The sequence below is a fragment of the Rhodopirellula sp. UH5 genome (assembly GCF_056839225.1).
Window position 1 is genome coordinate 5,210,983 of sequence record NZ_CM166390.1, and the last position, 23,464, is coordinate 5,234,446.

General features: G+C 58.3%; 19 protein-coding genes and 1 tRNA gene. 13 read left to right on the forward strand and 7 right to left on the reverse strand.

The features are described 5' to 3' along the window. Window positions 1-111 precede the first annotated feature (111 nt). From ligA to UH5x_RS18355, 3 genes are all read right to left on the reverse strand, one after another. The gene (ligA, locus tag UH5x_RS18345; protein WP_482633270.1) at window positions 112-2,259 is read right to left on the reverse strand and encodes an NAD-dependent DNA ligase LigA; all 2,148 of its coding nucleotides are present in this window, start codon (window positions 2,257-2,259) and stop codon (window positions 112-114) included. 712 nt (window positions 2,260-2,971) lie between these two features. Beyond that, window positions 2,972-3,229 (reverse strand): hypothetical protein, encoded by a 258-nt coding sequence (locus UH5x_RS18350; RefSeq protein WP_047816763.1) that lies wholly within the window; start codon window positions 3,227-3,229, stop codon window positions 2,972-2,974. A 537-nt stretch (window positions 3,230-3,766) separates the two neighbouring features. Then, the gene (locus UH5x_RS18355) at window positions 3,767-3,967 is read right to left on the reverse strand and encodes a hypothetical protein (RefSeq protein WP_482633271.1); all 201 of its coding nucleotides are present in this window, start codon (window positions 3,965-3,967) and stop codon (window positions 3,767-3,769) included. 172 nt (window positions 3,968-4,139) lie between these two features. Between UH5x_RS18355 and UH5x_RS18360 the strand changes: the two genes are divergently transcribed. The 9 genes from UH5x_RS18360 to UH5x_RS18400 all read left to right on the forward strand — a co-directional run bounded on the left by UH5x_RS18360 (window position 4,140) and on the right by UH5x_RS18400 (window position 11,588). After that, complete coding sequence (locus UH5x_RS18360) at window positions 4,140-6,860, forward strand: mechanosensitive ion channel domain-containing protein (RefSeq protein ID WP_482633272.1); 2,721 nt, start codon at window positions 4,140-4,142, stop codon at window positions 6,858-6,860. Between the two features lie 145 nt (window positions 6,861-7,005). Next, entirely contained in the window at window positions 7,006-7,836 is an 831-nt protein-coding gene (locus UH5x_RS18365) for a manganese catalase family protein (protein ID WP_482633273.1), read from the forward strand. Between the two features lie 54 nt (window positions 7,837-7,890). Then, entirely contained in the window at window positions 7,891-8,277 is a 387-nt protein-coding gene (locus UH5x_RS18370) for a hypothetical protein (RefSeq protein ID WP_482636020.1), read from the forward strand. 181 nt (window positions 8,278-8,458) lie between these two features. Beyond that, window positions 8,459-9,040, forward strand: a complete 582-nt coding sequence (locus UH5x_RS18375; protein WP_482633274.1) for a zinc-binding dehydrogenase — start codon at window positions 8,459-8,461, stop codon at window positions 9,038-9,040. Then, window positions 9,037-9,237 carry a hypothetical protein gene (locus UH5x_RS18380; RefSeq protein ID WP_482633275.1) on the forward strand — a complete coding sequence of 67 codons (201 nt, stop codon included), beginning with the start codon at window positions 9,037-9,039 and terminating at the stop codon, window positions 9,235-9,237. The genes UH5x_RS18375 and UH5x_RS18380 overlap by 4 nt, the downstream gene beginning before the upstream one ends. A 229-nt stretch (window positions 9,238-9,466) precedes the next feature. Then, on the forward strand, window positions 9,467-9,757 hold the full coding sequence (locus UH5x_RS18385) for a hypothetical protein (protein ID WP_482633276.1): 291 nt from the start codon (window positions 9,467-9,469) through the stop codon (window positions 9,755-9,757). Window positions 9,758-9,816: 59 nt separating this feature from the next. Then, on the forward strand, window positions 9,817-10,425 hold the full coding sequence (locus UH5x_RS18390; protein WP_482633277.1) for a hypothetical protein: 609 nt from the start codon (window positions 9,817-9,819) through the stop codon (window positions 10,423-10,425). Between the two features lie 430 nt (window positions 10,426-10,855). Next, window positions 10,856-11,242: a type II toxin-antitoxin system RelE/ParE family toxin gene (locus UH5x_RS18395; RefSeq protein ID WP_047816660.1), complete on the forward strand. Its 387-nt coding sequence runs from the start codon at window positions 10,856-10,858 to the stop codon at window positions 11,240-11,242. Window position 11,243: 1 nt separating this feature from the next. Beyond that, entirely contained in the window at window positions 11,244-11,588 is a 345-nt protein-coding gene (locus UH5x_RS18400) for a helix-turn-helix domain-containing transcriptional regulator (protein WP_047816661.1), read from the forward strand. 487 nt (window positions 11,589-12,075) lie between these two features. Here the strand turns inward: UH5x_RS18400 and UH5x_RS18405 are convergent. From UH5x_RS18405 to UH5x_RS18420, 4 genes are all read right to left on the reverse strand, one after another. Then, window positions 12,076-12,149, reverse strand: a tRNA-Arg gene (locus UH5x_RS18405). A 331-nt stretch (window positions 12,150-12,480) separates the two neighbouring features. Continuing rightward, window positions 12,481-13,851, reverse strand: coding sequence for a glycerate kinase type-2 family protein (locus tag UH5x_RS18410; protein WP_482633278.1), 1,371 nt, complete (start codon window positions 13,849-13,851; stop codon window positions 12,481-12,483). A gap of 41 nt (window positions 13,852-13,892) precedes the next feature. After that, window positions 13,893-14,486, reverse strand: coding sequence for a thioredoxin family protein (locus tag UH5x_RS18415; protein WP_482633279.1), 594 nt, complete (start codon window positions 14,484-14,486; stop codon window positions 13,893-13,895). Between the two features lie 47 nt (window positions 14,487-14,533). Beyond that, entirely contained in the window at window positions 14,534-15,358 is an 825-nt protein-coding gene (locus UH5x_RS18420; RefSeq protein WP_047816766.1) for an enoyl-ACP reductase FabI, read from the reverse strand. A 209-nt stretch (window positions 15,359-15,567) separates the two neighbouring features. On the opposite strand from UH5x_RS18420, the gene UH5x_RS18425 reads away from it, so the two are divergent. From UH5x_RS18425 to UH5x_RS18440, 4 genes are all read left to right on the forward strand, one after another. Continuing rightward, a complete protein-coding gene (locus UH5x_RS18425) occupies window positions 15,568-17,514 on the forward strand; it encodes a sigma-54-dependent Fis family transcriptional regulator (RefSeq protein ID WP_482633280.1) in 1,947 nt (648 codons plus the stop codon). Window positions 17,515-17,705: 191 nt separating this feature from the next. Beyond that, on the forward strand, window positions 17,706-18,512 hold the full coding sequence (locus UH5x_RS18430) for an alpha/beta hydrolase (protein WP_482633281.1): 807 nt from the start codon (window positions 17,706-17,708) through the stop codon (window positions 18,510-18,512). Beyond that, complete coding sequence (locus tag UH5x_RS18435) at window positions 18,509-21,067, forward strand: BatA domain-containing protein (protein ID WP_482633282.1); 2,559 nt, start codon at window positions 18,509-18,511, stop codon at window positions 21,065-21,067. Before UH5x_RS18430 ends, UH5x_RS18435 begins: the two co-directional genes overlap by 4 nt. After that, the gene (locus tag UH5x_RS18440) at window positions 21,064-23,415 is read left to right on the forward strand and encodes a glutamine amidotransferase (protein ID WP_482633283.1); all 2,352 of its coding nucleotides are present in this window, start codon (window positions 21,064-21,066) and stop codon (window positions 23,413-23,415) included. The genes UH5x_RS18435 and UH5x_RS18440 overlap by 4 nt, the downstream gene beginning before the upstream one ends. Window positions 23,416-23,464: the final 49 nt, after the last annotated feature.

The window sequence follows — 23,464 nt, forward strand, 5'->3', positions numbered from 1 at the left end:
TTTCTGTCTTCGAGCAGCGAGACGCGAATGGTTACCAATGGGATGGGGGGCGACGTGGCTTGACGTTCGAGAAATGCTCGACGGAACAGTAGGGGACAACTGTTCTACTCTTCAGCCTGGAAAGGCTGACGTACGTTTTTCGTGATCGTCGGTTTCGTATCGCGAACGGAACTCCTCTTCGCTGAGGACTTCGACGCCCAGCGATTCCGCTTTGGTGAGTTTGCTGCCCGCTTTTTCACCGGCGATCACAAAGTCGGTTTTCTTGCTCACGCTGCTCGCTGCCCGTCCGCCCAGTTCTTCGATCCGAGCTTTGATTCCGTCGCGGGTGTAGTGCTGCAGCGTCCCTGTCGCAACGATGTTCTTGCCTGCCAATGGCCGGTCTTCCGTGTCGTCTGGTGATTCAACTGGCTCGGGGCCCGACATCGTGACGCCCACTGCGTCCAATTCCGCCAGCGTTTGCGAACCCGATTCGCTGTGGATGAATTTAAGGAGGCTTTCGGCGATTCGGTCACCGATTTCATGAATCGCAGCGAGGTCCTCTGCTTTCGCCGAACGCAGCAGATCCAGGTTCCAGTACTTTGCCGCAATCAATTTGGCGACGCGAGGTCCGATGTGGCGGATGCTGATCGATGACAGCACACGGGCCAACCCACGCGTGCGGCTTTCGTTGATCCCCGCGACAAGGCTCTCGGCATTTTTGCGACCGAATTGAACTTCGATCATCTCGTCGCCCTTGCCCTTTCGCAGTCGTGGCCAAGTCAACTCCGCAAGTTCATCGACTTTCAATCGGTACAGGTCAGCGTAGTTTTCGACCAGTTCCTTTTGCAGCAACAGATCGACCACCTCTTCGCCCAAACCATCAATGTCCATGCCCGCTCGACTGCCGAAGTAAACCAGTCGTTGGCGAAGTTGAGCGGGGCATGCCGGGTTGGTGCAGCGGATGTAAACGCCGCCCTCGTCACGTGTCAGTGGTTCGTCGCACCTTGGGCAATGAGTTGGGAATTCAAATTTGGGAAGCGGTTTGGTGCGAGCATGTTTTTCGACCCGCACGACCTTGGGGATGATCTTGCCGGCTTTCTCAACGACCACCGTGTCGCCGACACGAACGTCCAACCGTTCGATCTCGTCGGCGTTGTGAAGCGAGGCTCGCGAGACGGTGGTGTCGGCAATGTCGACGGGCGTCAGGTACGCGACCGGCGTGATCGTGCCGGTCTTGCCGACTTGCACATCGATTGCTTCAAGTGTGGTGATGGCTTCGTAGCGTTCGAACTTGTAAGCGATCACCCAGCGCGGACTCTTGCTGCGAACGCCCAGTTTTTCGCGTTGCTCGAACGAGTTGACTTTGAACACGATGCCATCGATCTCAAATGGCAGGTCGGGCATTTCCAGTTCCAGTTTCGCAATCGCTTGGAGGGCGTCCTCTTTGTTCTCAAAGCGAACAACATCCGGTGCGATGGGAATGCCCAGTGCCTCGACATGCTTGAGGAACGTCATGTGATTAGCGGCTTGAACGCCGACCAGTTCGCCGCTGCCGTGACAAAAGAACCGGATGTTTCGCGAAGCTGCGATCTTGGGGTCGAGCAAGCGGATCGTGCCCGCCGTGACGTTGCGTGTGTTCTTGAACGGTTCGTGACCGGCTTCGGTTTGGCGGACATTGAGGTCGGCCAAGTCGGCGTCGGTCATGTAGAGTTCGCCGCGAACTTCGAGAACCTCAGGGACGTTTCCACCGGCAATTTCAGGATGGGCGCGAGCGGCATCGGCGATGGACCGAGGCAATTCGCGAATCGTACGAATGTTGTGAGTGATGTCGTCGCCGACTTGCCCGTTGCCTCGTGTGAGAGCCAGTGCCAGTTCCCCGTTTTCGTAACGAATCGAACCCGCGACGCCGTCGATTTTGTATTCCATTGTCCAGGCAACGGATTCGCCTTCGAGCGACTTTTCAATTCGCTCCATCGCCGCCGCCAATTCTTCGCGGCTGTACGTGTTGTCGATCGACAACATTGGGACTCGGTGAGGAACCTGGACCAGTTGATCGACCACCGCGCCACCGACCAACTGGGTCGGTGAATTCGGCTGGCGAAGTTCGGGGTGTTCGTTCTCGAGTTGGGTGAGCTCGGCCAGCAATTGATCGTATTGCAGGTCGGTGATCTCAGGAGCCGCGTCGTCGTAGTACAGACGATTGTGGTGATTGATTTCGTCGACGAGTTGTTGAACGCGGCTGGCAATGGAATCGGAGGCCACGAAACGATCCTGGGGCATGAGAGAGTCACCAATGTTCTCGGCGGACCGAGCGGGCCATTCATTGTCCGTTTGCCACCCGCTGTTTCTAGGCCCCTTGATGGAAGAGGTCGGGCGACGCCGTTCAGGCGTACGCGAGGGTGAGGGCCGGGCACGGGAGACGGCGTGAATTGCCCTCCCTCGGAAATCTCGCTTTTCGACTCCTCCCGTCTCCAACCGGCTTGTCGATTTGAGTCATCAACGACGTTTGAACGCATGTAGGATGGGCACTCTTGTCCGTCAGAGTGGTGGATGTCGGCCAAGAGTGGCCAACCTACAAAAAAATCTGCTCGTTCTCAGGCTCTGCCTGGGAACGCAATGCACTGCAGGCTCCGCCTGCTGAGACAGAATCGGGAGGCGGAGCCTCCAAGACAGTGTGTTCCCAGGCAGAGCCTGGGAACAAGGGACAAGGGAGAGTGGAAATCCGCCGGGACGCGGCATCAGAAAACGGCCCGAGCTCTGAATACGAAATGAACAGGCAGGCAGGATTGGGCGGAACCTGAGTCGAACAGTTGTCCGCAACTGTTTCCGTGCTGGCACAGACTCATCGAAACGTTCAACGCGAACGCGAGCCAATTTCGATGCAGAGGCGGAGAGGCACGCGCACAAAAAAACGGAGCCAACTTCCGGGAATTTGAACTCGCCGGCCAGTCGGGCTCCGTGATGGATCGTGAATCAATCGGACTCCATTTGATCACTCAGCAGTGCCAGCGGCTGCGTCGATCGTTTCTTTGGCCTTGTCGCCACCTTGGTCGATCGCACCGTCAACGGTTTCTTTGGCAGCTTCTGGGACCATGTCTGCGCTCGCGTCTTTGGCGGTAACAGCGGCGGAATCAACACCTGCTTTGGCTTGATCAGCGATTCCAGCGGCGGAGTCCGAGCCCTTTTCGCATCCAGCCAAAACAGCGACCAAAGAAAGGGCAAGCAACGATTGAGTGAGCTTCGTGAACATCAAATTCATCCTGAGAAATTGGACTGGGCGAATCCCGACAATTTTGATGACCCGCCCTTCAATTCCAACCCTATCGGAAACGTTTCTGAACACAAGTGGACCACTGCCAGGCCGTGGTCGTCCGTGGTTGATCCGCGTCTCAATCTGGCACGCTCGCTGTTTTGTTGATTCGTCGGGTGTGAAACTGGATCGATGTGGCGATGAACCCCGATTTTCCGTATTCATTCGGTGTCCGTTCTCCGCCGGCGGCCAATTCTTCCTGGCGGTTTCGCCGCCATTCTGTTTGCATGCTGTGGTCCCGATGAACCACCCATTGAGATCGAAGTCGTTTCGTTCTGTTTCGCAATCGCGATTCGAGCCGCGTCACGCAGTGCTGCAGGCGGTGAATGTCGATCGTTCGCAGCACGGCAGCACCGCGACGCTGTTGTGGATGGGGTGCTGTTTCCTGGTTTGGCTCGGCATGGGTGTGGCGTCCGCACAGGAGATCGTCTGGACGACCCCGCAACCGCCGCCGTTCACCACTTCGTCTGTCACGACCTACCCCGTTGAAACGTCGTTGCCAGTGGCGTCGTCGAGTTCATCTTGGTCGACTCCATCGGAACCCGTTGAAAGCTGGCCCGGCCACACGGAAACCTCTTCGCGAGGTCGTTTGTCGCCGCCAGCGTTCACATCCAACACGTCATCCCGTTCCACCTCTGGCTCTCGATCACGACCCTCGTCGTCCACGAATTCGGCCACGACGAATTCGTCACCGAATCGACGCCCCGTTCAACGCCCTTTTTCTGGGACGACTCAGACATCCTCGTTGGCAGGCAATGGCAAGTCGAGCAACGGTTCCGATTGGAACGCAGTCGATTCGACCGAAGCAACCACGGCGAGTTATCCGTTGCTGCCTCGTCAACGAACTGAGGTGGAAGATTGGCGACAATCGCCGTACGCAGAGATGCACGTGCGCGCGGCCCAGCAGTCGGAAAACCGGTTTCGCTCGGCCGCCCAAACCTCGGATCCCATCGCAGCTGACATTGCTGAGAAGAATGCGGAACTGGTTCAGCAATGGATTGTTCTCGCAGCGGACTACAACCAACTCGCCAGTCGAGTGTACGCAGCGAGCGAACAATTCGAGGCCACACGGACTGACTACGAGGATGTCAATCAGAAGTTGACGCAACACGGTCTGACGCCAACCATTGGTTTGTTGCTGCGTCACAAGAAAGATCAGCTCGAACAATGGCAAATCGAAAACAGTCAAACTGCTTTGGCGAGCGAGGCTCTGGGAAAGTCACGCCAGCAGCAATTGGAATTGGACCTGATCCGATTGGATGGGACGGAACCTGAAAAGCAAGCCACAGAAGTTCTTGCGGCGGCCGGTTACGACGCCACTCGTTATGGCGACCCGTTGCGATTGCAAGTCGAAGAGCTGCTGCGACAACGCAGTGCCTGGATCCGCTCGTTGCAAATCGGATATCAGGATCACCAGCAAAAGATCAGCGAATTGGATTCGATTGCCACTGCATCGCAGGCATTGGCGGACGATTATCGAATGCTGATCGACCGGCACGTCATGTGGATCCGCAGCGATGAGCCACTCGGGCTGAGCGACGCCCAGAATTTGAAGGCTGGGATGGCGGCTTTGTTCGATTCCAACCGCAGCGGAGATTTTGGACCGACCTTTGAACGAAAGATTTCGACCAACCCGGTCGGTGCGATCGGTCTGTTGGTCGGCGTCGTGTTGATTCTGGTGCTGCGTTGGGTTGCCAAGTCCGCACTGATTGCGATTGGAAGTCGGAAACGAATGCGAAAGGCCTCGCCGCACAAACGGAAATTGTTTGCGGGTGTGCTGACGGTCCTGGTCGCTTCAGGAATTCCTGCGATCCTGTTTTGGGTCGGGCGTTGGTTGGGCACGGGCGTGGTTTCCGAAGCAACCTTGCATGCCTCCGATGCCTTTTGTGCTGCCAGTTTGGTGGCTTGGTTGATCGAGGTCCCGCGGCAGTGGTTGCGGGCGGATGGATACTTGGATCAACACGTCGACATTGAAATGCCTCGTCGACCACGTGCGATGAAGTACCTGACGATCATCGGCATGGGATTGGTCATCGCTGCTTACACGATCACGTTGATGAGTGAAGTGGATCACGGGATGTGGCGTGGTTCGGTTGCTCGCGTGGGATTCATCCTGACGATGTTGTTGGCGGCGTGGACGATGCATTTGACGCTTCGTCCCGTTGGTGGATTCCTGGAACCGTTGATTGAGAAGTTCTGCGGCAGTGTGATTCATCGCGGTCGGTTCTTGATGTACTTGGCCGGCATTGGATTGCCGTTGTTTTTGATTGCTTTGTCCACGCTCGGGTACAGCGTCACCACGCATGAGATCATTCAGCGGATCATCTTCACGGCGGTGACGTTGATGTCGACGGCGATTCTTTGGGCGGGTGTGAAGTATGTGTCCGCCGAAGCCTGGGACTTGCTGACGGGCACGCGTTCGACCAAACAAGAACAGGACGAGTACGACGAGCCTGAGGCTGGCCGTGTTGCCGGGGCTCTGGGCGAACATTTCTTGGAACTCAAACATCACCTCGCATTCCTATGTCAGTGTGCGTTGGTGTTGAGCGCGGTGGTGTGTTTTGGTTGGCTTTGGATCGACGTGTTCCCAAACGTCCGAATGGGAAACCCGGAGCTGTGGACGGTGGACGACACCGTGCAACAAGCCAGCGTCAACGCGATGGGGCAAACCGTCATGCAATCGGTGGTGGAAACGACGCCCGTCACCGCCGTGCATTTGTTGCTGGCCGCGGGCACGTTGTTCGTCGCATTTCAATTGGCCAAGTTGCTGCCAGCCTTGTTTGATGCCTTGGTGCTGCAGCGAGTGTCGTTTGATGAGGGCATGGAACACTTCACGTTGGTGTTGGGGCGGTTCCTGCTGTTCAGTGTTGGGTGCTTCATCGCCTGCAAATGGATCGGAGTCCGTTGGCACACGATCCAGTGGCTGGCCGTTGGTCTGATGATTGGCTTGGGCTTCGGTTTGCAAGACATGGTCCGAAACCTGTTTGGCGGATTCATCGTGTTGTTTGAAAAACCTGCTCGATTGGGTGATTTGATCACGGTTGGGAACTTCACCGGACGCGTCGCGGCACAGCGTCTGAGAACGACCGTGTTGTCGGACGATGACGGTCGCGAAGTGATCATCCCGAACAAGAACTTTGTCAGTGACGACGTGGTCAACTGGATGGGGGCCGGACGCTTGTGTGTGATCCCCATGGAAGTCGCGGTCACGCGAGACGAGCGGCCCGCGGACCTGTGTCGGACCTTGCAGGAATTGATGATCGAGCAGCCCGATGTGCTGCTGACACCGGCTCCTCAAGCCACTTTGGTGTGCGTCGGCCAACGGTCTCAACGAATTGAAGTGCGTGCTTGGATCGAACAAGGGCAAAACGCCGATCGCTACCGTGATCAATTGCTGAAGCTCGTTCGTCGTCATTTGCTCGAACGAAATTTGCTGTCTCAAAACCAACCATCTCAACCGGAGATGAGAGATGTATTGACCAAGCAAGACGATTCGGAAGATTTCTTCGACGACGATTTTGGCCAGCCCCGAATCTCCGACGCGATCCGCAAACGAAAGCGTCGGGCGTGAATCGATGACAGGAGCCTGGCGGGATTGACTCAGTCCGAAACATCCATGATGTGATCGGTAATGAAGTGAGATGGCGCATGACTTGCTTCGGTCGATGCGCTATTGGAGAAACTTTTCTTCCCACTTCCAAATCGAAAGGTCATCGATGTTCTATCACGATGGTGGCAAGCTTCAGTATCCGGTTCGCGTTGAAAAACCAAGCCCGATCTTTGCCAAGGCACTTCAGCAAGCAATCGGCGGTATTCAGGGCGAAGTTCGCGTTTGCTTGCAATATCTGTTTCAGGCTTGGGGCGCACGTGGTCCGGCAAAGTATCGCGATATGTTGCTGGAGACGGGCACCGAAGAGATGGCCCACATTGAAATGTTGGCAACCGCTGTTGCATTGAACCTGGAAGACGCACCGCTGGAACAAGAAGAGGCGGCGAAAGACCCAGTCGTAATGGCGGCAATGGGAGGCATGAACATCCAACATGCGATCGGCACCTGCATGGCCGCGATGCCGGTCGACAGCGAAGGTGTGCCGTTCAATTGCAGCCATGTGTATGCCAGCGGAAACGTTGCCGCCGACATGCTGGCCAACGCGACCGCGGAATCCACCGGACGCATGCTCGCGGTTCAGTTGTGGGAAATGACGGACGATCCTGGCATGAAAGACATGTTGAGCTACATGATCGCTCGCGACACCATGCACCAAAACCAATGGCTCGCGGCTTGGGAAGAGCTCGGCGGTCCGGAGAACCATCCGATCCCGAACTCGTTCCCACAAGAGAACGAGAACAGTGACTACGCCTACGCGTTCCAGTCCTTTGGCATTGGCGATGACTTTGAAACGCCACGCGGCGAATGGACCCAGGGCAAATCGTTTGACGGAAAAGGCTCCAACTCCGTGGTCAGAATGCGACCGCTGGGTGACAAGCCACAGTTAGGTGCCGCTTCGCCGAAGTCGGCGGCTCAGAAAGGTCAAATGGAGAAATGAGCGCTAGCTTCCACCCTGGTCGATTGATTCGAAGGAGACGTCATGAAAAGTAGTATGAAACGGCGTGAAGCGGTTGGCACATTGCTCACCGGAGGCGTCGGCGGTTTGGCTGGCATTCTCGCGAACCGCCCGGCCCAAGCGTCCGACGGAAGTGCTTCAGTGACCGACGTGTTTTGCTCGGAATTGACGCTTTCGCCGCGGGAAACGCCGGACGCGGAAACGAAGAATCAGTTGCGAGAATTCGTGCCAACTCGCGTTCGTTCTGGGCATGTGTTCTGCACGCTGACCTCGCAAAATGCAAAGAACCCGGCGATCACTTCGGTGTACGCGGCACCAGTCGTGCGTGATGGCCAGCCCGGCGCCGAGATCACGATTCACTTTTTGGGTCAGCCTCAAAGTGACGTGAACCTCAGCCTTTTGCATGTGGGCGTGTCCGCTTGATTCGAGCACGCCATCGCATTGTCAATTCGCCCGCCCGCCACGATTGGACTCAGTCGTGGCGGGTTTTTTTTGAAGCGTTTCGCGATGCGGCATTGTCGATGTGGGCTGATTCGAATCGCAATGCGGAACAGGCTGAGAAGATGCTGGGCATTCGCCCGCCGGTTTGTTTGGCGACACGCACATGCTCGGTGGATACGCGGGAGGGCAAGCGGAGTACTTGCGAGTGCCTTCTGCGGACGTCGGACCGATCAAAGTGCCCGATGGACTGCCGGACGAACAAGTCGTGTTCTTGTCGGACATCTTTCCGACCGGTTACATGGCGGCGGAAAACTGCGACATCCAATCCACCGACACGGTCGCGGTTTGGGGCTGTGGTCCTGTTGGACAATTCGCCATCCAAAGTGCTTGGATGCTTGGTGCCAAACGAGTCATCGCGATCGACAACGTGCCCGAGCGATTGGAGATGGCGCGATCGGTTTCCAAGGCGGAAGTCATCGACTACGAAAGATCGGATGTGTACGAGACTTTGCAGGAGTGGACGAAGGGCCGCGGGCCGGATTGCTGCATCGATGCGGTCGGGGCGGAGAATCACGCCGCGGGCAACTTGCAGTCCGCGCTGGACGATGCCAAGACAGCGCTGCATCTCGGATCGGATCGACCGCACGTGCTGAACGAGGTCTTCAAGTGTTGCCGCAAAGGCGGTCGAGTGTCTGTGCCCGGTGTTTACTTCAGCAGCGTGAGCCTGCAGTGGGAACCGCTATGAACAAAGCGTTGCAGATTCGTTTGGGCCAGACTCACATGCAGCGTTACCTCACACCGTTGATGGAAAAAATCACCCACGGTGAGATCGATCCATCGTTCGTGATCACTCACGTCGAACCCTTGGACAACGCCCCGGAAGCGTACAAAAAGTTCCGCGACAAAGAAGACGGCTGCATCAAGGTCGTTTTGAAGCCATAGCGATGGACGAGTTTCTCTGGCCGGAACTTGGCGTTCCCGGCAATCAGCGAGGAAGCTCTCACGTGTCGACCGATGTGGGGGTGCATGAACGCTGTGTTTTCGCAAGGAAGACAGACGCGTTGCTTTGCTGATCTGTGGTGAGCATGTTCGTGTGGCCAAAGAGATGCGTCTTTTCGCTCGCTTCGATGCAGCATGTTCACTGAGGTGGGAGGGTCGGAAGATCGAGCAGATGGGACTGGAGGCGGTTCCTCAAGTCGGCGTGGCTGGCTTCTTTGTCGACATCGGTGTTCGTAGGCGTGATGGTGACCGATCCTTCTTGCTGGGGATCGAATGCGACGGTGCGACGTATCACTCTGCTCGCAGCGCTCGCGACCGCGATCGACTTCGAGAAGAGATCATCCGGTCGCGAGGATGGGAAATCCACCGGATTTGGTCAACCGACTGGTTCCTCAATCAAAAAGCGGAGGAAGAAAAACTTGAGCAGGCAATTCAGCAGGTTCTTGGGAACGCATGGGTTTGAACGTATTACCATAACGCGTCTCAGACACACCCGTATTGTTCAATTTCCCTACTGAGTGAATGGATGCTCCTCCGCGGCGGACTGGATACTCGAGCCTCTCGAATGCCGAGTTGCTGCTTTGCGATTTCCTTTGGCAGCACACCGTGATGACTCGGTGCCTTGCCAGCGAGGTGTATTCGCTGCACATGAATGTTGGTTATTCGCACGGACTCACCGACTCACAACTTCACGTGACCCTTGATCGAATGAAACGACGAGGGCTCATAGCGATCTCTTCTGACGTGGACGATGCGGAATCCTCTGTCACGCTGACTCCTGCTGGCGGAGATCAATGGTCGTTGGAGCGTGCTCCGGTGTGGGATCGATTCATCTTTGAAAACGGAAGCTTGTCGGGCGAACGGCTCACGGTTGTTGCGGCGAACGAGTCCATTGGTCGTCGCTACATCGGTTCGCGAATTGCCGCTGGCATCGAGGTTCAGACCGGACCGATTGGTGTGCGGCGTGGCGTTTCCGTGTCACTGATTCCTTGGAAGCGATTTCAGAATATGGTGGTGCTTCGATTGGCCCGCGAACGGTCAACCAATCGTCATGTGGATTGGGATGTGTATGACTCGATGCGGACTTGGTGGACGTCGCTTGCGGAACTTTCCATGTTGCTGCAGCGCTGAGCACGTTGGCAGGAGTCTTTCGGCACTTGAACTGTGTTGGGTAGCGTTGTTACTCCCGCGTGCAACCGGGGCTAACGCCCAAACGGCTCACATCGTTGTGACCGATCATTCCTGCCGACCTGCTTCGTTGTCGATGTCAACTTGGTTTTCATGCAGTGGATGAGGCAGCGAGTCCTTGGTGCGTAGTGATTCATTGGTTTCTCGCCGCATCATCGACGACGGCCCCGTCCGGGGCGGCCTGGTGATGTCCGCCAACGTTCTCGGGGCTTCCACCCCGAGCTAGTGAAGTCGGCCCCGTCCGGGGCGAAGGTCCAATCGATTGACAAAAGATAACGCATGTGTTATCTTTGGAGCGTGCCTATCCCATCCGATGGGCAAAAGGAATGAGTCATGGCCATCGGGAGCAATCTTTCAAGAGCAGGGAGGCGATATGCCCTCAGTAAGAGAGTTCGAAAACGAAGATGGCCGGTCTCCATTCGGTGAATGGTTTGTCGCTTTGGATGGCCAAGCCGCCGACCGCATCCGTGAAGTTGTTTTGCGGATGGAGCTTGGAAATTTGGGGGACGTGAAGCCAGTTGGCGAAGGTGTTTCCGAACGCCGCATCACGTTTGGTCCGGGGTACCGAATCTACTTTGGCCGGGACGGTGATGAATGGATCATCCTGCTTGCGGGCGGCACGAAGAAGCGTCAGCAACGCGACATTGAGGATGCAAAAACGAACTGGGCCAATTACAAGGCCCGAAAACGGGCGGAGACACGAGCAAAGAAAACAACCCACAAGCCTTCGGGACGGACGCCGAGGGGGAAAGAGAAATGACATGGCACTCACGAGAGAGTTCATCAACACAATCAAAGAGAAGGCGGACAACGATCCGGAGTTTCGCGTGTCGATGCTTCGGTCGGCCGTTGCTGCTTTCATAAACGGTGAGGCGGCACTTGGGCGGTTGACGCTTCGCGACTACGTCAACGCAACGATCGGTTTTGAAGGCTTGGCCAAGGGGCTTGGTGAATTCAAACCACAAAGTCTCATGCGAATGCTGAGCAAGGATGGCAACCCACGATCTGAAAACCTATCTGCCATCCTTGCTTACCTGCAAAAACACGAGGGCGTGTCACTCGATGTGGTCTCCGTGGACAAACCGCGAGAACTTGAAAATGCTTGAACGATTGGCTTCGATGGGACTCGAGACTTTGAAGGACGCCGAAGCCATTCGTCGCGTTCACCGCACCCCGAGATGGATGACGTTGGAGCTGATTGGTCGTCGTCCGGTTCCACCCAGCCCGCAGGTGAAGGGAATTTGCCACAGCCGTTTGATAGCCCCTCGATGTGGTAGTCGATTGCAGTGGGCGTATTCTGGATGTGGCGCAGCGGTGCGCGTTCTACAAGCTTGCGTTCAAATTGGCCTTCTCTGGACGTGGGGATTTCTCGCCGCATCATCGACGACGGCCCCGTCCGGGGCGGCCTGGTGATGTCCGCCAACGTTCTCGGGGCTTCCACCCCGAGCTAGTGAAGTCGGCCCCGTCCGGGGCGAAGTTTTGAGAATGGCTCCGGGGGAGCCCGCGTTGATAGCTCGGGGCGGAAGCCCCGAGGCCGCTGCCAACGGCGGCAGGTAATCGTTTTACCAACGAATCACGGGGTTTTTAGCCAAGTACACCCGGCGGGGTTCGAACCCACAACCTTCGGCTTCGGAGGCCGACGCGCTATCCAATTGTGCCACGGGTGCGTGGGGATGAGTTGGACTCATCCTGAGGGTTGATTGTGACCGATCCGGGCAGCTTGGAACAGATGACTGGTGCCGTTGATTTCAAGGAGCATGGTTGAGAAACGGTCGTGCTCGATTGCTGGTGTCTGCCTCTGATCCGTCGGTGCGCTACGCGACCGATGGCGACCGTCTGAAATCCCTGACGGGACTGCGTGGGAACCGGGGCCAATGCCCAAACGGCTCACATGCTCGAAGGCACTTGTATGCTTCGCTCGAAAAGTAGTCTTTCACTCGGGCGTTTGGGTCCCGAAGGGAAACGCGGCCGGGTGTGTTGCGGACGCAGGCGATGGAGTCAGTTCGTGTGGCGGCGGTGCTGGGGATGGTCCACCAGGGCGATGCGGAGGTCGCAGACGTTGGTGCCGGTGGGCCCGGTGAGGAGCAAGCCGCCGACTTGCCGCAGAAAGCTGTGCGAGTCGTTGCGTCGCAAGGCGTCGTGGACGTCGAGACCAAGCTCGACAATTCGACGATGGATGCTGCCGTCAATCATTCCGCCCGCGGCGTCGCTGGGGCCGTCTTCGCCGTCGGTGCCGCCCGACAGGATTGCTAGCCGAGACCATTGGTCGTCGGACAGGTTCAGTTCCAAAAGGCGAGCGTAGGCGGCCAGGACCAGTTGCCCGTTGCGGCCTCCGATGCCTCGGATGGACGCGTCTGCAAGGGAGACGGTGGGTTCGCCGCCGCTCAGGAAGGCGTCTTGTCGGTGCACGGCCGGGTCGGCTTGCAGCATCGTCAGTGTTAGGTCAGCGAGGTGCCTGCCCACGGTTTCCGCCTCGCCTTCGGATTGGCGATGGCAATGCATCACGTGGTTGTAGCCCAGCGATTCCGCTTCGATTCCGGCTGCGTCGACCGCGACGGCGTTGTTGCCAAGCACGAACGTGGAATGGTCGGCAGCCGCGATGGCGGACGCAGGGTGGTCGGCGGCTCGTTTCAGATGTTCACGAACGAGACTGGGGAGTTGGTGATCAGGATCAAAATGGTCCAAGACGGCCAGGGCATCGATTGCCGTGGAGGTGTCGGGCACGGTCGGGCCAGACGCGATCAGATCGAGCGGGTCGCCGAGGACATCCGAGAGGATCAGGGTAAGAAACTGACCGGCTTGGTTGGCTCGCAGGAGTCCACCGCCTTTGACTTCGCTGAGGTGTTTGCGGACGGTGTTGAGGGCCACGATGTCGGCGCCGTGCGAGCTGAGCCAACGCGTGACCGTCAGTTTGTCGTCCAGCGAGATGCCAGGGGATGGTCGACATAGCAGCGCGCTGCCACCGCCGGAGATCAACCCGATCACGAGGTCACGAGGACCGGCGTCTGCGACCAATTGCAGGATCCGATCGGTGCCTTCGATGGCGGCGATCGTGGGCTCGTTGACGCCCGCCGGGCGAGCTTCCTGGATCGTGATGCCGGGCAGGTCGCGGTGGCATCCTTCGGGCACGTTGACATGCCCGATGACGGGAAAGTCTTCGCCGCTGTCGGTGGTCAGGTTGTTCTGGATGACTTCCGACAAACCCGCGGCCATCGCCGCGGAGGCTTTGCCGGCACCGACAACCACCACGCGATCGAAGGAGTCTTTGCGAATCGAGTGCTCAGCGATCAGCATGGCGGTCTCATCGAAGGAGACCGCATCGATGATCAGACGGTCTCCCAGAACCGCTTCGACGCCATGTGAGAACATGGCTCGGGCGTCCTTCAAGAGCGTTCCGGGAGTCATCGGGTTCACGCGGTGCCGTTGGGGTCGAAGTAAGTCGGCTCGTTGCCTTCTTTCCACTTGATGTTGCAACCGATCGAGGGACGTTGTTCCGCCTTGGGCGAACGGCCTGCGATGGTTTCGTCGAGTGCCGCACGCAGGTCCGCGCCGGTGACCGGCAGGTCGGACTTGGGGCGGCTGGCGTCGAGCTGGCCGCGGTAGGTCAGTTTGTGATCGGCATCGAACAAGAAGAAGTCGGGTGTGCAGGCGGCTCCGTAGGCGATGGCGACCGATTGGTCTTCGTCCAAGGCATATGGAAATCCGTAGCCACGAGATTCCTTTTCGGCCTTCATGGCATCGAAGTCATCGTCGGCGTACTTCGCAATGTCATTGCTGTTGATGCCGACGACGCCGACGCCATGCTGCATGTACTCATCGGTCAGCAACTTGAGTTGCTCGGCGACGTGTTTGACGTACGGGCAGTGATTGCAAAGGAAGATGACCAGCAAGGCCTTGTGGTCCTTGAAGTCGGCAAGCGAGACCGTTCCGCCATCGGTTTCGGGCAGCGAAAAGTCAGGGGCGGCAGTGCCCAGTGGCATCATCGTCGAAGCGGTGCGAACCATGGGAAGTCCTTGGGGAGGAGGAGTTGAAGTTAGCAGTTAGCTAGGAGCTAGTTCGAATGCTTTTTGATTTCGTCGAGCAAGCGTCCGGGGCTGCCCATGGCGTTGTAACCACCGTCCACGTGCAGGATTTCGCCGCTGATTCCGGAGCTGGCATCGCTCAGCAGGAACGCACCGGATTTTCCGACTTCTTCGTGAGTCACGTTGCGGCCCATCGGTGCCATGTGTTCGTACATGGTCAGCATTTCTTCGACGCCAGCGGCACGTCCGGCCAGGGTGCGGATGGGGCCGGCGGAGAGGGCGTTGACGCGGACGCCGCGGGCACCCATGTCAAAGGCCAGGTAACGCATGGAGGCGTCCAGAGCGGCTTTGCAGACGCCCATGACGTTGTAGCCGGGGACGCACTTTTCGCCGCCGTAGTAGGTCATGGTCAGCACGGAACCGCCCGGATTCATGATGGGCTCCGCAGCGGCGGTGACGGCCAGCAGTGAAAAAACGCTGGCTTCCATGGCCAATTTGAAGCCGGCACGCGAGGTGTGCATCGTTTCGCGGCCCAAATCGTCGCGGTCCGCGAAGGCGATCGAGTGCAGCAGGAAGTCAATTTTTCCGAAGGTTTTCTCGGTGTGCTCAAAAACGGTGCGGATGTCGTCGTCGTTATTCGCGTCCATGGGTAGGAGGAATTCGGCATTGTCTTCCAGATCCGTCAATTTGGAGACACGGCGTCGATTGCGTCGTTTTTCGTCGTCAGCTCGGTCGGGAAGGTGCGTGAAACCGCATTTGCCGCCCTGTTTCAGGATTTCTTGAGCGATCGCCCACGCGATCGAATGGTCATTGGCGACCCCGATGATCAGCCCTTTTTTTCCTTCAAATTGCATCTTCAACCTTTTCGGCTTAGTTCTATTTGTTTGTCCGACGGTGAACATCATCGCGGCGGTTTCCAAGACCGACAAGCCGACGTTCGTAACTGGGACACCGACGCGTGATTGGTTACTCATCCCCCACTATTGTCAAAGCACCTTCAACCATGGAACGGTCGCACACGGCTTCGCCCCCACTCGCTTCCCCGGTCACTTCGGAGGGCTCGATGACGCACACCCGTGCGATGTCATCGTTCATGCCCGTTCTGCTGGGGCTGGTTGGGAATCGGGCGACTTTGCGAGGCGGGATCGTCAGCCAAATCCAAGATCGCTGGCAGCCCACGTATTGGACGGGTGACCGCTGGAGCGAGGCGGAATCTTTGGCCAGCCAAGCGGTGGCCGACGATCAAACCGTCACGGCCGAGGGCTTCGCGGCGGTGGGAGTTCAGGTTGCTCCGGGCTGTGACACGACCGATTCGGCCGCGGCTGAATCGGGCGGATCCGCAGATCCGTCGAGCCAAGAGATTTTGCCCGGCGTCGGCAGCGATGCGATTGTGTTGTCGGTGGACGGCCGCCCGGCGGATGCCAGCACCCTGGCAATGTTGGCCACTGCTTTGGGCCGTTTTTTGTGGTTGCAACGCAATCATCAAAATGACGCTCGCCGGCTGTGGCAAACCTCAAAAATGTTGCAGCACGCGGCTGTGTGGCAGCAGCTGGACAGCGACGAGAAATTGTTGGCTTCCATGGCCGACTGCGCTTGCGAAGTGCTGAACTGCGAACGAGCCACGATCTTTCTGTGGGACAAACGCACCAAGAAGCTGATCGGGCGACCGGCGATTGGAATCGAAGGCGGTGTTTTGGAAGTCGAAGACAACGCGGGGATCGTTGGCGAAGCCTTGCACAGCGGCAACCCCCGATGGTGGTCCGCCGGTGGGACCGACGAAGGCCGCGTCAACCGACGAATCGATCAGGCCCAGAATTTCACGACACGGTCGTTGCTGGCCGTCCCGATGGTCAACGCGCGCAACCAAGTCATTGGCGTGTTTGAGGGCATCAACGCTCGCCCCGGAGATCACCGCAACGAGAGCTTTGATGCAGCGGACGTTCGGACGTTGACCGAATTGGCGATGCACGCTTCGATTGCGATTGATTCCTATCGAACGCGAACGAATCTGACGGAAACGCGTGACCGGTTGGTCGAGCAAGCTGCCCTGTCCAAGCCGCTGATTGGCAACCACCATTCCATTCAAGAGATCCGCCGGAACGCCACCAAGGTGGCGCCCACCGATCTCAGCGTTCTGGTGCTGGGCAGCAACGGAACGGGCAAAGAAGTGCTGGCCCAAAACATTCACTATCAGAGCGAGCGTCGCAACGGGCCGTTCGTCGCCGTCAACTGCGCGGCTTTGGTCGAAACGTTGCTGGAAAGCGAACTGTTTGGGCACGAGAAAGGGGCGTTCACCGACGCCTCGGACACTCGTGTGGGCAAGTTTGAACTGGCCAACGGAGGCACGTTGTTCCTGGATGAAGTCGGCGACATGAGCGCTGGCGGGCAAGCCAAGTTGCTGCGGGTTCTGGAAGAGAAGGTCGTGGTCCGCGTCGGTGGGTCGCGTCCGATTCCGGTGGATGTTCGCGTGATCGCGGCGACCAACCAACCGCTGCAAGAGCTGATCACCACGAAACGCTTCCGCGAAGATTTGTTCTTCCGGTTGAATGTTGTCTCGCTGACATTGCCACCGTTGTCGCGGCGGGGCGAAGATGTGATGGAGTTGGCCGAGCATTTCTTGGTTGATTTTTGCCGGCAAATTGGCCGAGCGGTGCCGACGTTTGCTCCCTGTGCTCGTGATGCGATGCTGTCGCATGATTGGCCAGGCAATGTGCGGGAACTGCGCAATACGGTCGAGCGAATTTGTTATCTGACCACGACCGATGTGGTTCGAGCGGATGATTTGATGATGTCCCCCTCGGCATCTCGTCCAGCGACGGTCGCACCGATGATGGGTGATGTGGACGGCAATTTGAACTCGGCCACGCGGGTGTTTCAGGTTCAGCACATCGAGCGTTTGATTGCGTCGTGCGGCGGCAACATGACCGAAGCGGCCGGCAAATTGGGGCTGCATCGATCCAACTTGTATCGCAAGATGCGTCAGCTCGGGATGCCGACGTCCGGCTCATGAGTTGGATCAAACAAGCCCGATGACGGAGAGGGGGGCGGCGTCGAGCCATTGTCCCAATTGTTCTTGGTTGCGAGTTGATCGAGGAGTGATTCGAGACAGTCATTCCGCGAGGACTCGGGGGAACAATTGGGGCAATGGCTCGATCGGGTCTGGGCTGACTCAACCACCGCCCACGCACTATCTTGGGAGGCATGAACACTCCCAAACAATCTTTTCACGCGTCTGAATTCGGTGAGCTCGCGTGCACCGTGGTCGACGGCTCGGATGAGCCTTGGTTGCCTGTCATTCTCTGTCATGGTTACGGAGCCCCTGGCGATGACTTGGTCGGGTTGACGGACTACCTGGTCAGCAAGCTGGGTGATGCCGCCAAAGCGGTTCGGTTTGTGTATCCCGTCGCACCCGGTGACTTGGCGGACCAGGGCATGCCGGGCGGTCGAGCGTGGTGGCCACTGAACATGGCATCGCTTCAGCAGCTTTTGCAGACTTCCCAGTTTGACCAACTGCACGATCAAACGCCTCCGGGGATCGAGTCTGCCAGCGACCAATTGGTGTCGACGATTCAGGCGGTTTTGAGCAGCATGCCCGCGGATCCGCCGGCCGGATCCAACGAGCAGCCAGGCACGGCGAAGTCGTCTCGGCCGTATGTCTTGGGCGGATTTTCCCAGGGCGCGATGGTGAGCATGAACGCGGCGTTGACCGGCGACATCCCTCCCCCGAATGTTTTGGTGCAATTCTCCGGTACATTGGTGTGTGGGCCGAAGTGGCGCGAGGCAGCGTCGAAGTCCGGAGGCGGCCGTTTGAAAGCGACGCGAGTGCTGCAGTCGCACGGAACGCTGGATCAAATCTTGCCGTTTTCCAGTGCCGCGACGTTGGCGGACACGTTGCATGAGGAAGCCGAGGAGTGGGACTTCCGAGCGTTCCAGGGACCGCACACCATCGAGGCGGGTACACTGGACGCGTTGGCCGAATGGATTCTTGAATTGACGGATCGCAAGTGACGTTTTTTAACGCAACGTTGATTCTGGGGACACTGGCGGCGGTGGTGCCGATTGCATTGCACCTGCTGGCTCGTCGTGAACCGCAGCGCGTTGTGTTTCCTGGGGTTCGGTTTTTGCGACCCAAGCTGAGTTCCCAGCGAAGTCGGTTGCGAATCCGTCGGTGGTGGTTGCTGGCGCTTCGTGTGTTGGCAGTCATCGCGTTGGCGGTTGCATTGGCTCGGCCGCACATCGATTCGGCATTGTCATCGACGTGGTGGACGGTCGGTCTGATGGGGCTGACCGGAGTCGGTTTTTTAGTTTTGGCCAGCCTTGCGGTTGCTCGTGGAATGGGGCGGTCGTTGGCCATTGGCGTGGCGGTGGCCGGCTTGGTCGCATTGCTTGCATCGTTGTTTCTGGGCACACGAACGTGGGCGACATCGGGTGAGCTGTCCGAAGGCAATGAGCAACCCGTCGCGATGGCGTTGTTGATCGACAATGGGCCCTCGGCGATGCGATCGGTTGCCAGTTCGGATGGAACGAATTCCAGTCGGCTGGACCAAGCGATTCGCGAAGCGGCGACAGTGATCGAACGTTTGCCAGAGGGAAGTCGTTTGGCGGTGTTGGACCGCTCCGCGACACCGATCGGGTTTGCGCTGGATGCCGCCTCGGCGAGGTTGCGTTTGTCGCAAATGAAACCGCTGGCCAATCCACTGCCGGTGCAAGAACGCATGGACGCGGCGGTCGAGTTGTTGCGGTCCAGCGATTTGCCGGGCAAGCAATTGGTGGTGGTGTCGGACTGGAACGCGGCGTCGTGGAAGCCCTCTGCGCAAACACCCGCGATGCAATTGGAAGACGTTGCAATCTCAATGTTGCAAGTCGCTGCCAGTGATGATGGCAGTGCAGGTGCTTCGGAAGGGGCTTTGATCAATCGCTTTTTGTCGCCACCGAAGTTGATCGATGCGGCTCCGGCACCGGGGGTCTCGATCCCCATTTCGGTCTCTGTTGGGATGGAATCCTCAGCGAGCGAAGGCCAATCACTCAATGTGACGGTGCAGTTGAGTTTGTATGAACGCGATCCATCGTTGCCTGTGATTCGTGACGGTGAGTTGGTGCTGCCGAGACTGCGCGGGGTGGACCGAGCTTCGGCAACGGTTGTTGCGGGAGCCAATGTGGAGTTGGTTCTGACGTTGCCACCCTTGGACTTGGGGACTCATCACGCGGTGGTTGAGCTGGTGGGAGACGATGCGTTTGAGTGGGATGATCGACGCTTTTTGACACTCAACATTCCCGTTCCGCCGCGAGTGCTGTTGGTGGGTGAGAACGCGGATGAACGCAACGAGCTTGGACTCGCTTTGACAGCACCCAAAGCACCGGATGATGACGGGGCAGGATTTCGTGTTGCCGGGGTGGCCTACTCGGATTTGTCGGCGGTTGATTGGCAGCTGATTGATGCGGTGGCGATGATCGACCCGCCGATCCAAATCGACGCGGCATCGCAATCGGTCGTTTCGGGCAATGGGCTGACCAAGAACACCGTCGACCAGTTGATGGAGTTGGCTCGTCGCGGTGGAGGCGTGGTCATAATGATGGGGCCGTCAACGGAGGTCTTGGGTGTTGCGCGGCCGAACAATCAAACGGACGAGGTGGATCGGTTGTTGCCGCCTTTGGTGCGCTCGTGGCGAGTGCCGGCGCCAGGGGAGTTTTGGGAAGAGCGTCTGCCTTCGCACCCGATCTTGCGACCGCTGACCTTGCTCGATGATCAGCCGCCGTGGAGTTCCTTCCCTGTCAATCGCTACTGGCAAACCGAACCCAATGTGGATGCCGGTTGGCAGACGGTGGTCCGCTACGCCGGGACTCAGCACCCTGCCATCCTGGCTCGCACGATTGAGTCGGATGAATCAAGTGTGAAATCAGGTCGCGTCGCGGTGCTCACCACGCCCTTGCCGGCGTTGTCGAAGAAGACGCGATCGTGGAACCAGATGTTCACGGCCGCTGACGCTTGGCCTGCGTTTGTGATCTGGCGTGGACTGATGCAGTGGGCGACCGGAGTATCCGACCAAGCGACGACGGTCTTGGTGGGGGCAACCGCCGTGGTCCCTGAAACGGATGCTGCGAATCGGATTCAGCGTGCTTCCAGTCCGGCGGAGAGCACCACGGTTGCAATGACGGAACCAACGGTTCGGTTGTACTCACCGCTGGCAGTGGAAAGTGCGTTTGGCGGTGAACCCGCCGTCAGCGAAGTGGATGTGGTCGAACGTGGCGGCGTGTTCCCTGAAACCAACGAAGTCGGAATCACGTTCTTGCGAGGTCCCGATTACTGGGGCGGTTACTCAACGAACTTGGATCCCGTTTGGTCGCAAGACGAACGAGTCACCGCGTCGGAGATGGACCTGCGATTCGGGGTCGAACAGTGGATGCCATCGGATTCTGGGGATCGATTGTCAATCCAAGGTCGAGTGGGAGGTTCGCCTCCGGTGTCGTTGCACGGACCGATGATGTTGCTGGCCGTGATCGTGTTTCTCGCCGAGCAGTTGCTGAGCAATCGCTTTTACCGCACATCGGGAGCGGCCACGTGAGTTGGAGCCTGGACCCGATTTATGATTCGCTGCCAATTGCGTTGCTGTTGGTGGGTTTGATCGTGGCGATGCTGTTCACGATCCTGCCTCCGGGAGTGAGCGGGCGTCGCAGGCAGAGTCTGTTGTTGCTGCGTGGCTTGGCATCCGTCGCCCTGGCGTTGGTGTTGCTTCGACCGGCACTCGTTCGATCAGACAATCGTCCCGCAGCAGCGACACTGGCCATCGCCATCGATACGTCGGCCAGCATGAGTTTGCCATCCGATGGATCGGAGAGCCGCTGGGACCAGCAACGTCGGGCGCTGGAACGACTGGCGGGAGGTCTGTCGGATTCCGATCAAGCATTGCAAGTTGTTGTGATGGGGTTTGATACTTCAGCCAACGTGATCGGTGAGAGTGGAACAAGCGAACTGGAGACGTTGGCAAGCCGTGTTGGCACGGTCGAGCATTCCGGCAAAGAGACCGATTTGTCATCGCCGTTGTTGATGGCCATGAACCGAGGACGAAACAGCCCGCTGACGGGAGTCGCTGTCTTGAGCGATGGGACGCAAGTCACCCATCGAACGGAAGGCGACGAATCGTCGCAACCAGATCCACGTCGAGAAGCCCGCTTGGTCGGAGCGATGGGCGTCCCCATTTGGACGATCCCGTTGGGGCCTCCCGCGGAGGCGTCGCGTCAGATTGATTTGGCCATTGAATCTTTGCCCGAGACGTTTCGCATGTTCACTGGCAATGAATCCAGTGTGTCGTTTGATGTTCGCACGCGTGGCATCGTGCAGTCGCCCGCCAAAGTTTCACTGCAGTGGATCGATTCGGCGGGTCAAACCGCGATTGCCGCGACTCGCACGGTCACGCCCGATTCGATGGAGCAAACCATTGCGATCGAAGTGCCCGTGCTGGCTCCCAAGCCAGGCCAATATCGATTGGTGGCCAGCGTCGAGACTCGATCGGGCGAGACGATCACGGACAACAATTCACAGGTTGCGTTCGTCGACGTTCGCGAAGGTGGCGGGCGTGTGTTGTACGTTGAAGGGACACCGCGACTGGAGCAAAAAGATCTTCGCTGGGCACTGGGTCGATTCCTCGATTTGGAACTGACGTATCGATGGATCCCACGCGACACCGTCGGTGCCTGGCCGATCGATCTAGCGGATGATTTCAGCCGTGGTCGTTACGACGTGGTGATCCTTGGCGACCTGCATTCCGCGGCACTCGGCAATGAGCAACTGCAAGAATTAGCGGACTCGGTTGGGGAAGGCACCGCGTTGATCATGCTCGGTGGCGAGCACACGTATTCACGAGGCGGTTACGCGACGACACCGCTCGCAAGCGTTCTGCCGGTGCAATTGGATGATCGGCAACGACAAACGCCGGGGCCGCTGAGTGCATCGGATCGATTGACGAGTGGTGCGGACCCCACGCGGCAATCGGTGAGTTTGCAACCTGCCGATCCGCATCCGATCACATCGATCCAAGCGAGCCACCAGGGCAGCCCGATCAGTTGGTCAAGTCTGCCACCGATGCCGGGAGCCAATCGATGGCCTGGGGTTCGAGTGGCTCCGGGGGTTCAAGTTTTGTTGCAAACCGCCAGTGACGAACCGATGATGGTCGTCGGTGAATATGGTCGCGGCCGAGTCGCCGCGCTGGCGTTTGATTCCACTTGGACGTGGCGACGTGCAGGGCTGGGTGATTTTCATCGGCGGTTCTGGCGTCAGTTGATCCTTTGGTCGCTGGCCCGAGAGGATTCTTCCCAGCAAGCGATTCAGTTGGAGTTGTCACCGCGGCGGTTTGTGGTAACGGAGGCGCCTTCGTTCACCGCAACGATGCAAGGCGATCTTTCGTCGCTGCCCAATGGTGCATCGCTGCAAGCGGAGGTGAATCTGGCTTCGGGGGACACAATCGTCGTGCCGATGTCGAGCACCACCTCGACGGGTGAGTCTTCGGTTTCCTTGACGGGGCAGTTGCCACCGATGCCGGCCGGGTTTCACCGCTTGCGTGTGGCTGCGGGCGGGCAAGGTGCTTCATCCGAATCCGGGGAGACGATCGAGCCGGCTGAGGTTGCATTTCAAGTGCTCGACGACACGCGAGAACTGACGGCGTCGGCGACGGATCATGCATTGCTTCGCCAGATGGCTTCGGCCACATCGGGGGCAGGCGGGCAGGTGTTTGATCCGGACCAGATGGACGATTTGGTCGAATTGATCCAGTCACGCCGGACGGAGTCCACCCGAACGGTGATCGAAAAGTTTCGATTGGGTGACGGACCGCTGAGCGGTTGGCTCATTTTCCTATTGTTTGCCGGGGCTTTGTCAGTCGAGTGGTTCCTGCGCCGTCAATGGGGTTTGGCATGAGCGACGGATGCGTTCAACTGATGGTCCTTCCTGCCTGATCTCCCACCTC

What these genes read in the sequence shown, in the direction of transcription:
- UH5x_RS18415 (WP_482633279.1), bottom strand. Translation starts at nt 14,486, where the DNA reads ATGGTTCGCACCGCTTCGACGATGATGCCACTGGGCACTGCCGCCCCT.
- UH5x_RS18380 (WP_482633275.1), top strand. Translation starts at nt 9,037, where the DNA reads ATGAACAAAGCGTTGCAGATTCGTTTGGGCCAGACTCACATGCAGCGT.
- UH5x_RS18420 (WP_047816766.1), bottom strand. Translation starts at nt 15,358, where the DNA reads ATGCAATTTGAAGGAAAAAAAGGGCTGATCATCGGGGTCGCCAATGAC.
- UH5x_RS18390 (WP_482633277.1), top strand. Translation starts at nt 9,817, where the DNA reads ATGGATGCTCCTCCGCGGCGGACTGGATACTCGAGCCTCTCGAATGCC.
- UH5x_RS18400 (WP_047816661.1), top strand. Translation starts at nt 11,244, where the DNA reads ATGGCACTCACGAGAGAGTTCATCAACACAATCAAAGAGAAGGCGGAC.
- UH5x_RS18370 (WP_482636020.1), top strand. Translation starts at nt 7,891, where the DNA reads ATGAAACGGCGTGAAGCGGTTGGCACATTGCTCACCGGAGGCGTCGGC.
- UH5x_RS18395 (WP_047816660.1), top strand. Translation starts at nt 10,856, where the DNA reads ATGCCCTCAGTAAGAGAGTTCGAAAACGAAGATGGCCGGTCTCCATTC.
- UH5x_RS18365 (WP_482633273.1), top strand. Translation starts at nt 7,006, where the DNA reads ATGTTCTATCACGATGGTGGCAAGCTTCAGTATCCGGTTCGCGTTGAA.
- UH5x_RS18410 (WP_482633278.1), bottom strand. Translation starts at nt 13,851, where the DNA reads ATGTTCTCACATGGCGTCGAAGCGGTTCTGGGAGACCGTCTGATCATC.
- UH5x_RS18425 (WP_482633280.1), top strand. Translation starts at nt 15,568, where the DNA reads ATGACGCACACCCGTGCGATGTCATCGTTCATGCCCGTTCTGCTGGGG.
- UH5x_RS18375 (WP_482633274.1), top strand. Translation starts at nt 8,459, where the DNA reads ATGCTCGGTGGATACGCGGGAGGGCAAGCGGAGTACTTGCGAGTGCCT.
- UH5x_RS18430 (WP_482633281.1), top strand. Translation starts at nt 17,706, where the DNA reads ATGAACACTCCCAAACAATCTTTTCACGCGTCTGAATTCGGTGAGCTC.
- UH5x_RS18385 (WP_482633276.1), top strand. Translation starts at nt 9,467, where the DNA reads ATGGGACTGGAGGCGGTTCCTCAAGTCGGCGTGGCTGGCTTCTTTGTC.
- UH5x_RS18350 (WP_047816763.1), bottom strand. Translation starts at nt 3,229, where the DNA reads ATGTTCACGAAGCTCACTCAATCGTTGCTTGCCCTTTCTTTGGTCGCT.
- ligA (WP_482633270.1), bottom strand. Translation starts at nt 2,259, where the DNA reads ATGCCCCAGGATCGTTTCGTGGCCTCCGATTCCATTGCCAGCCGCGTT.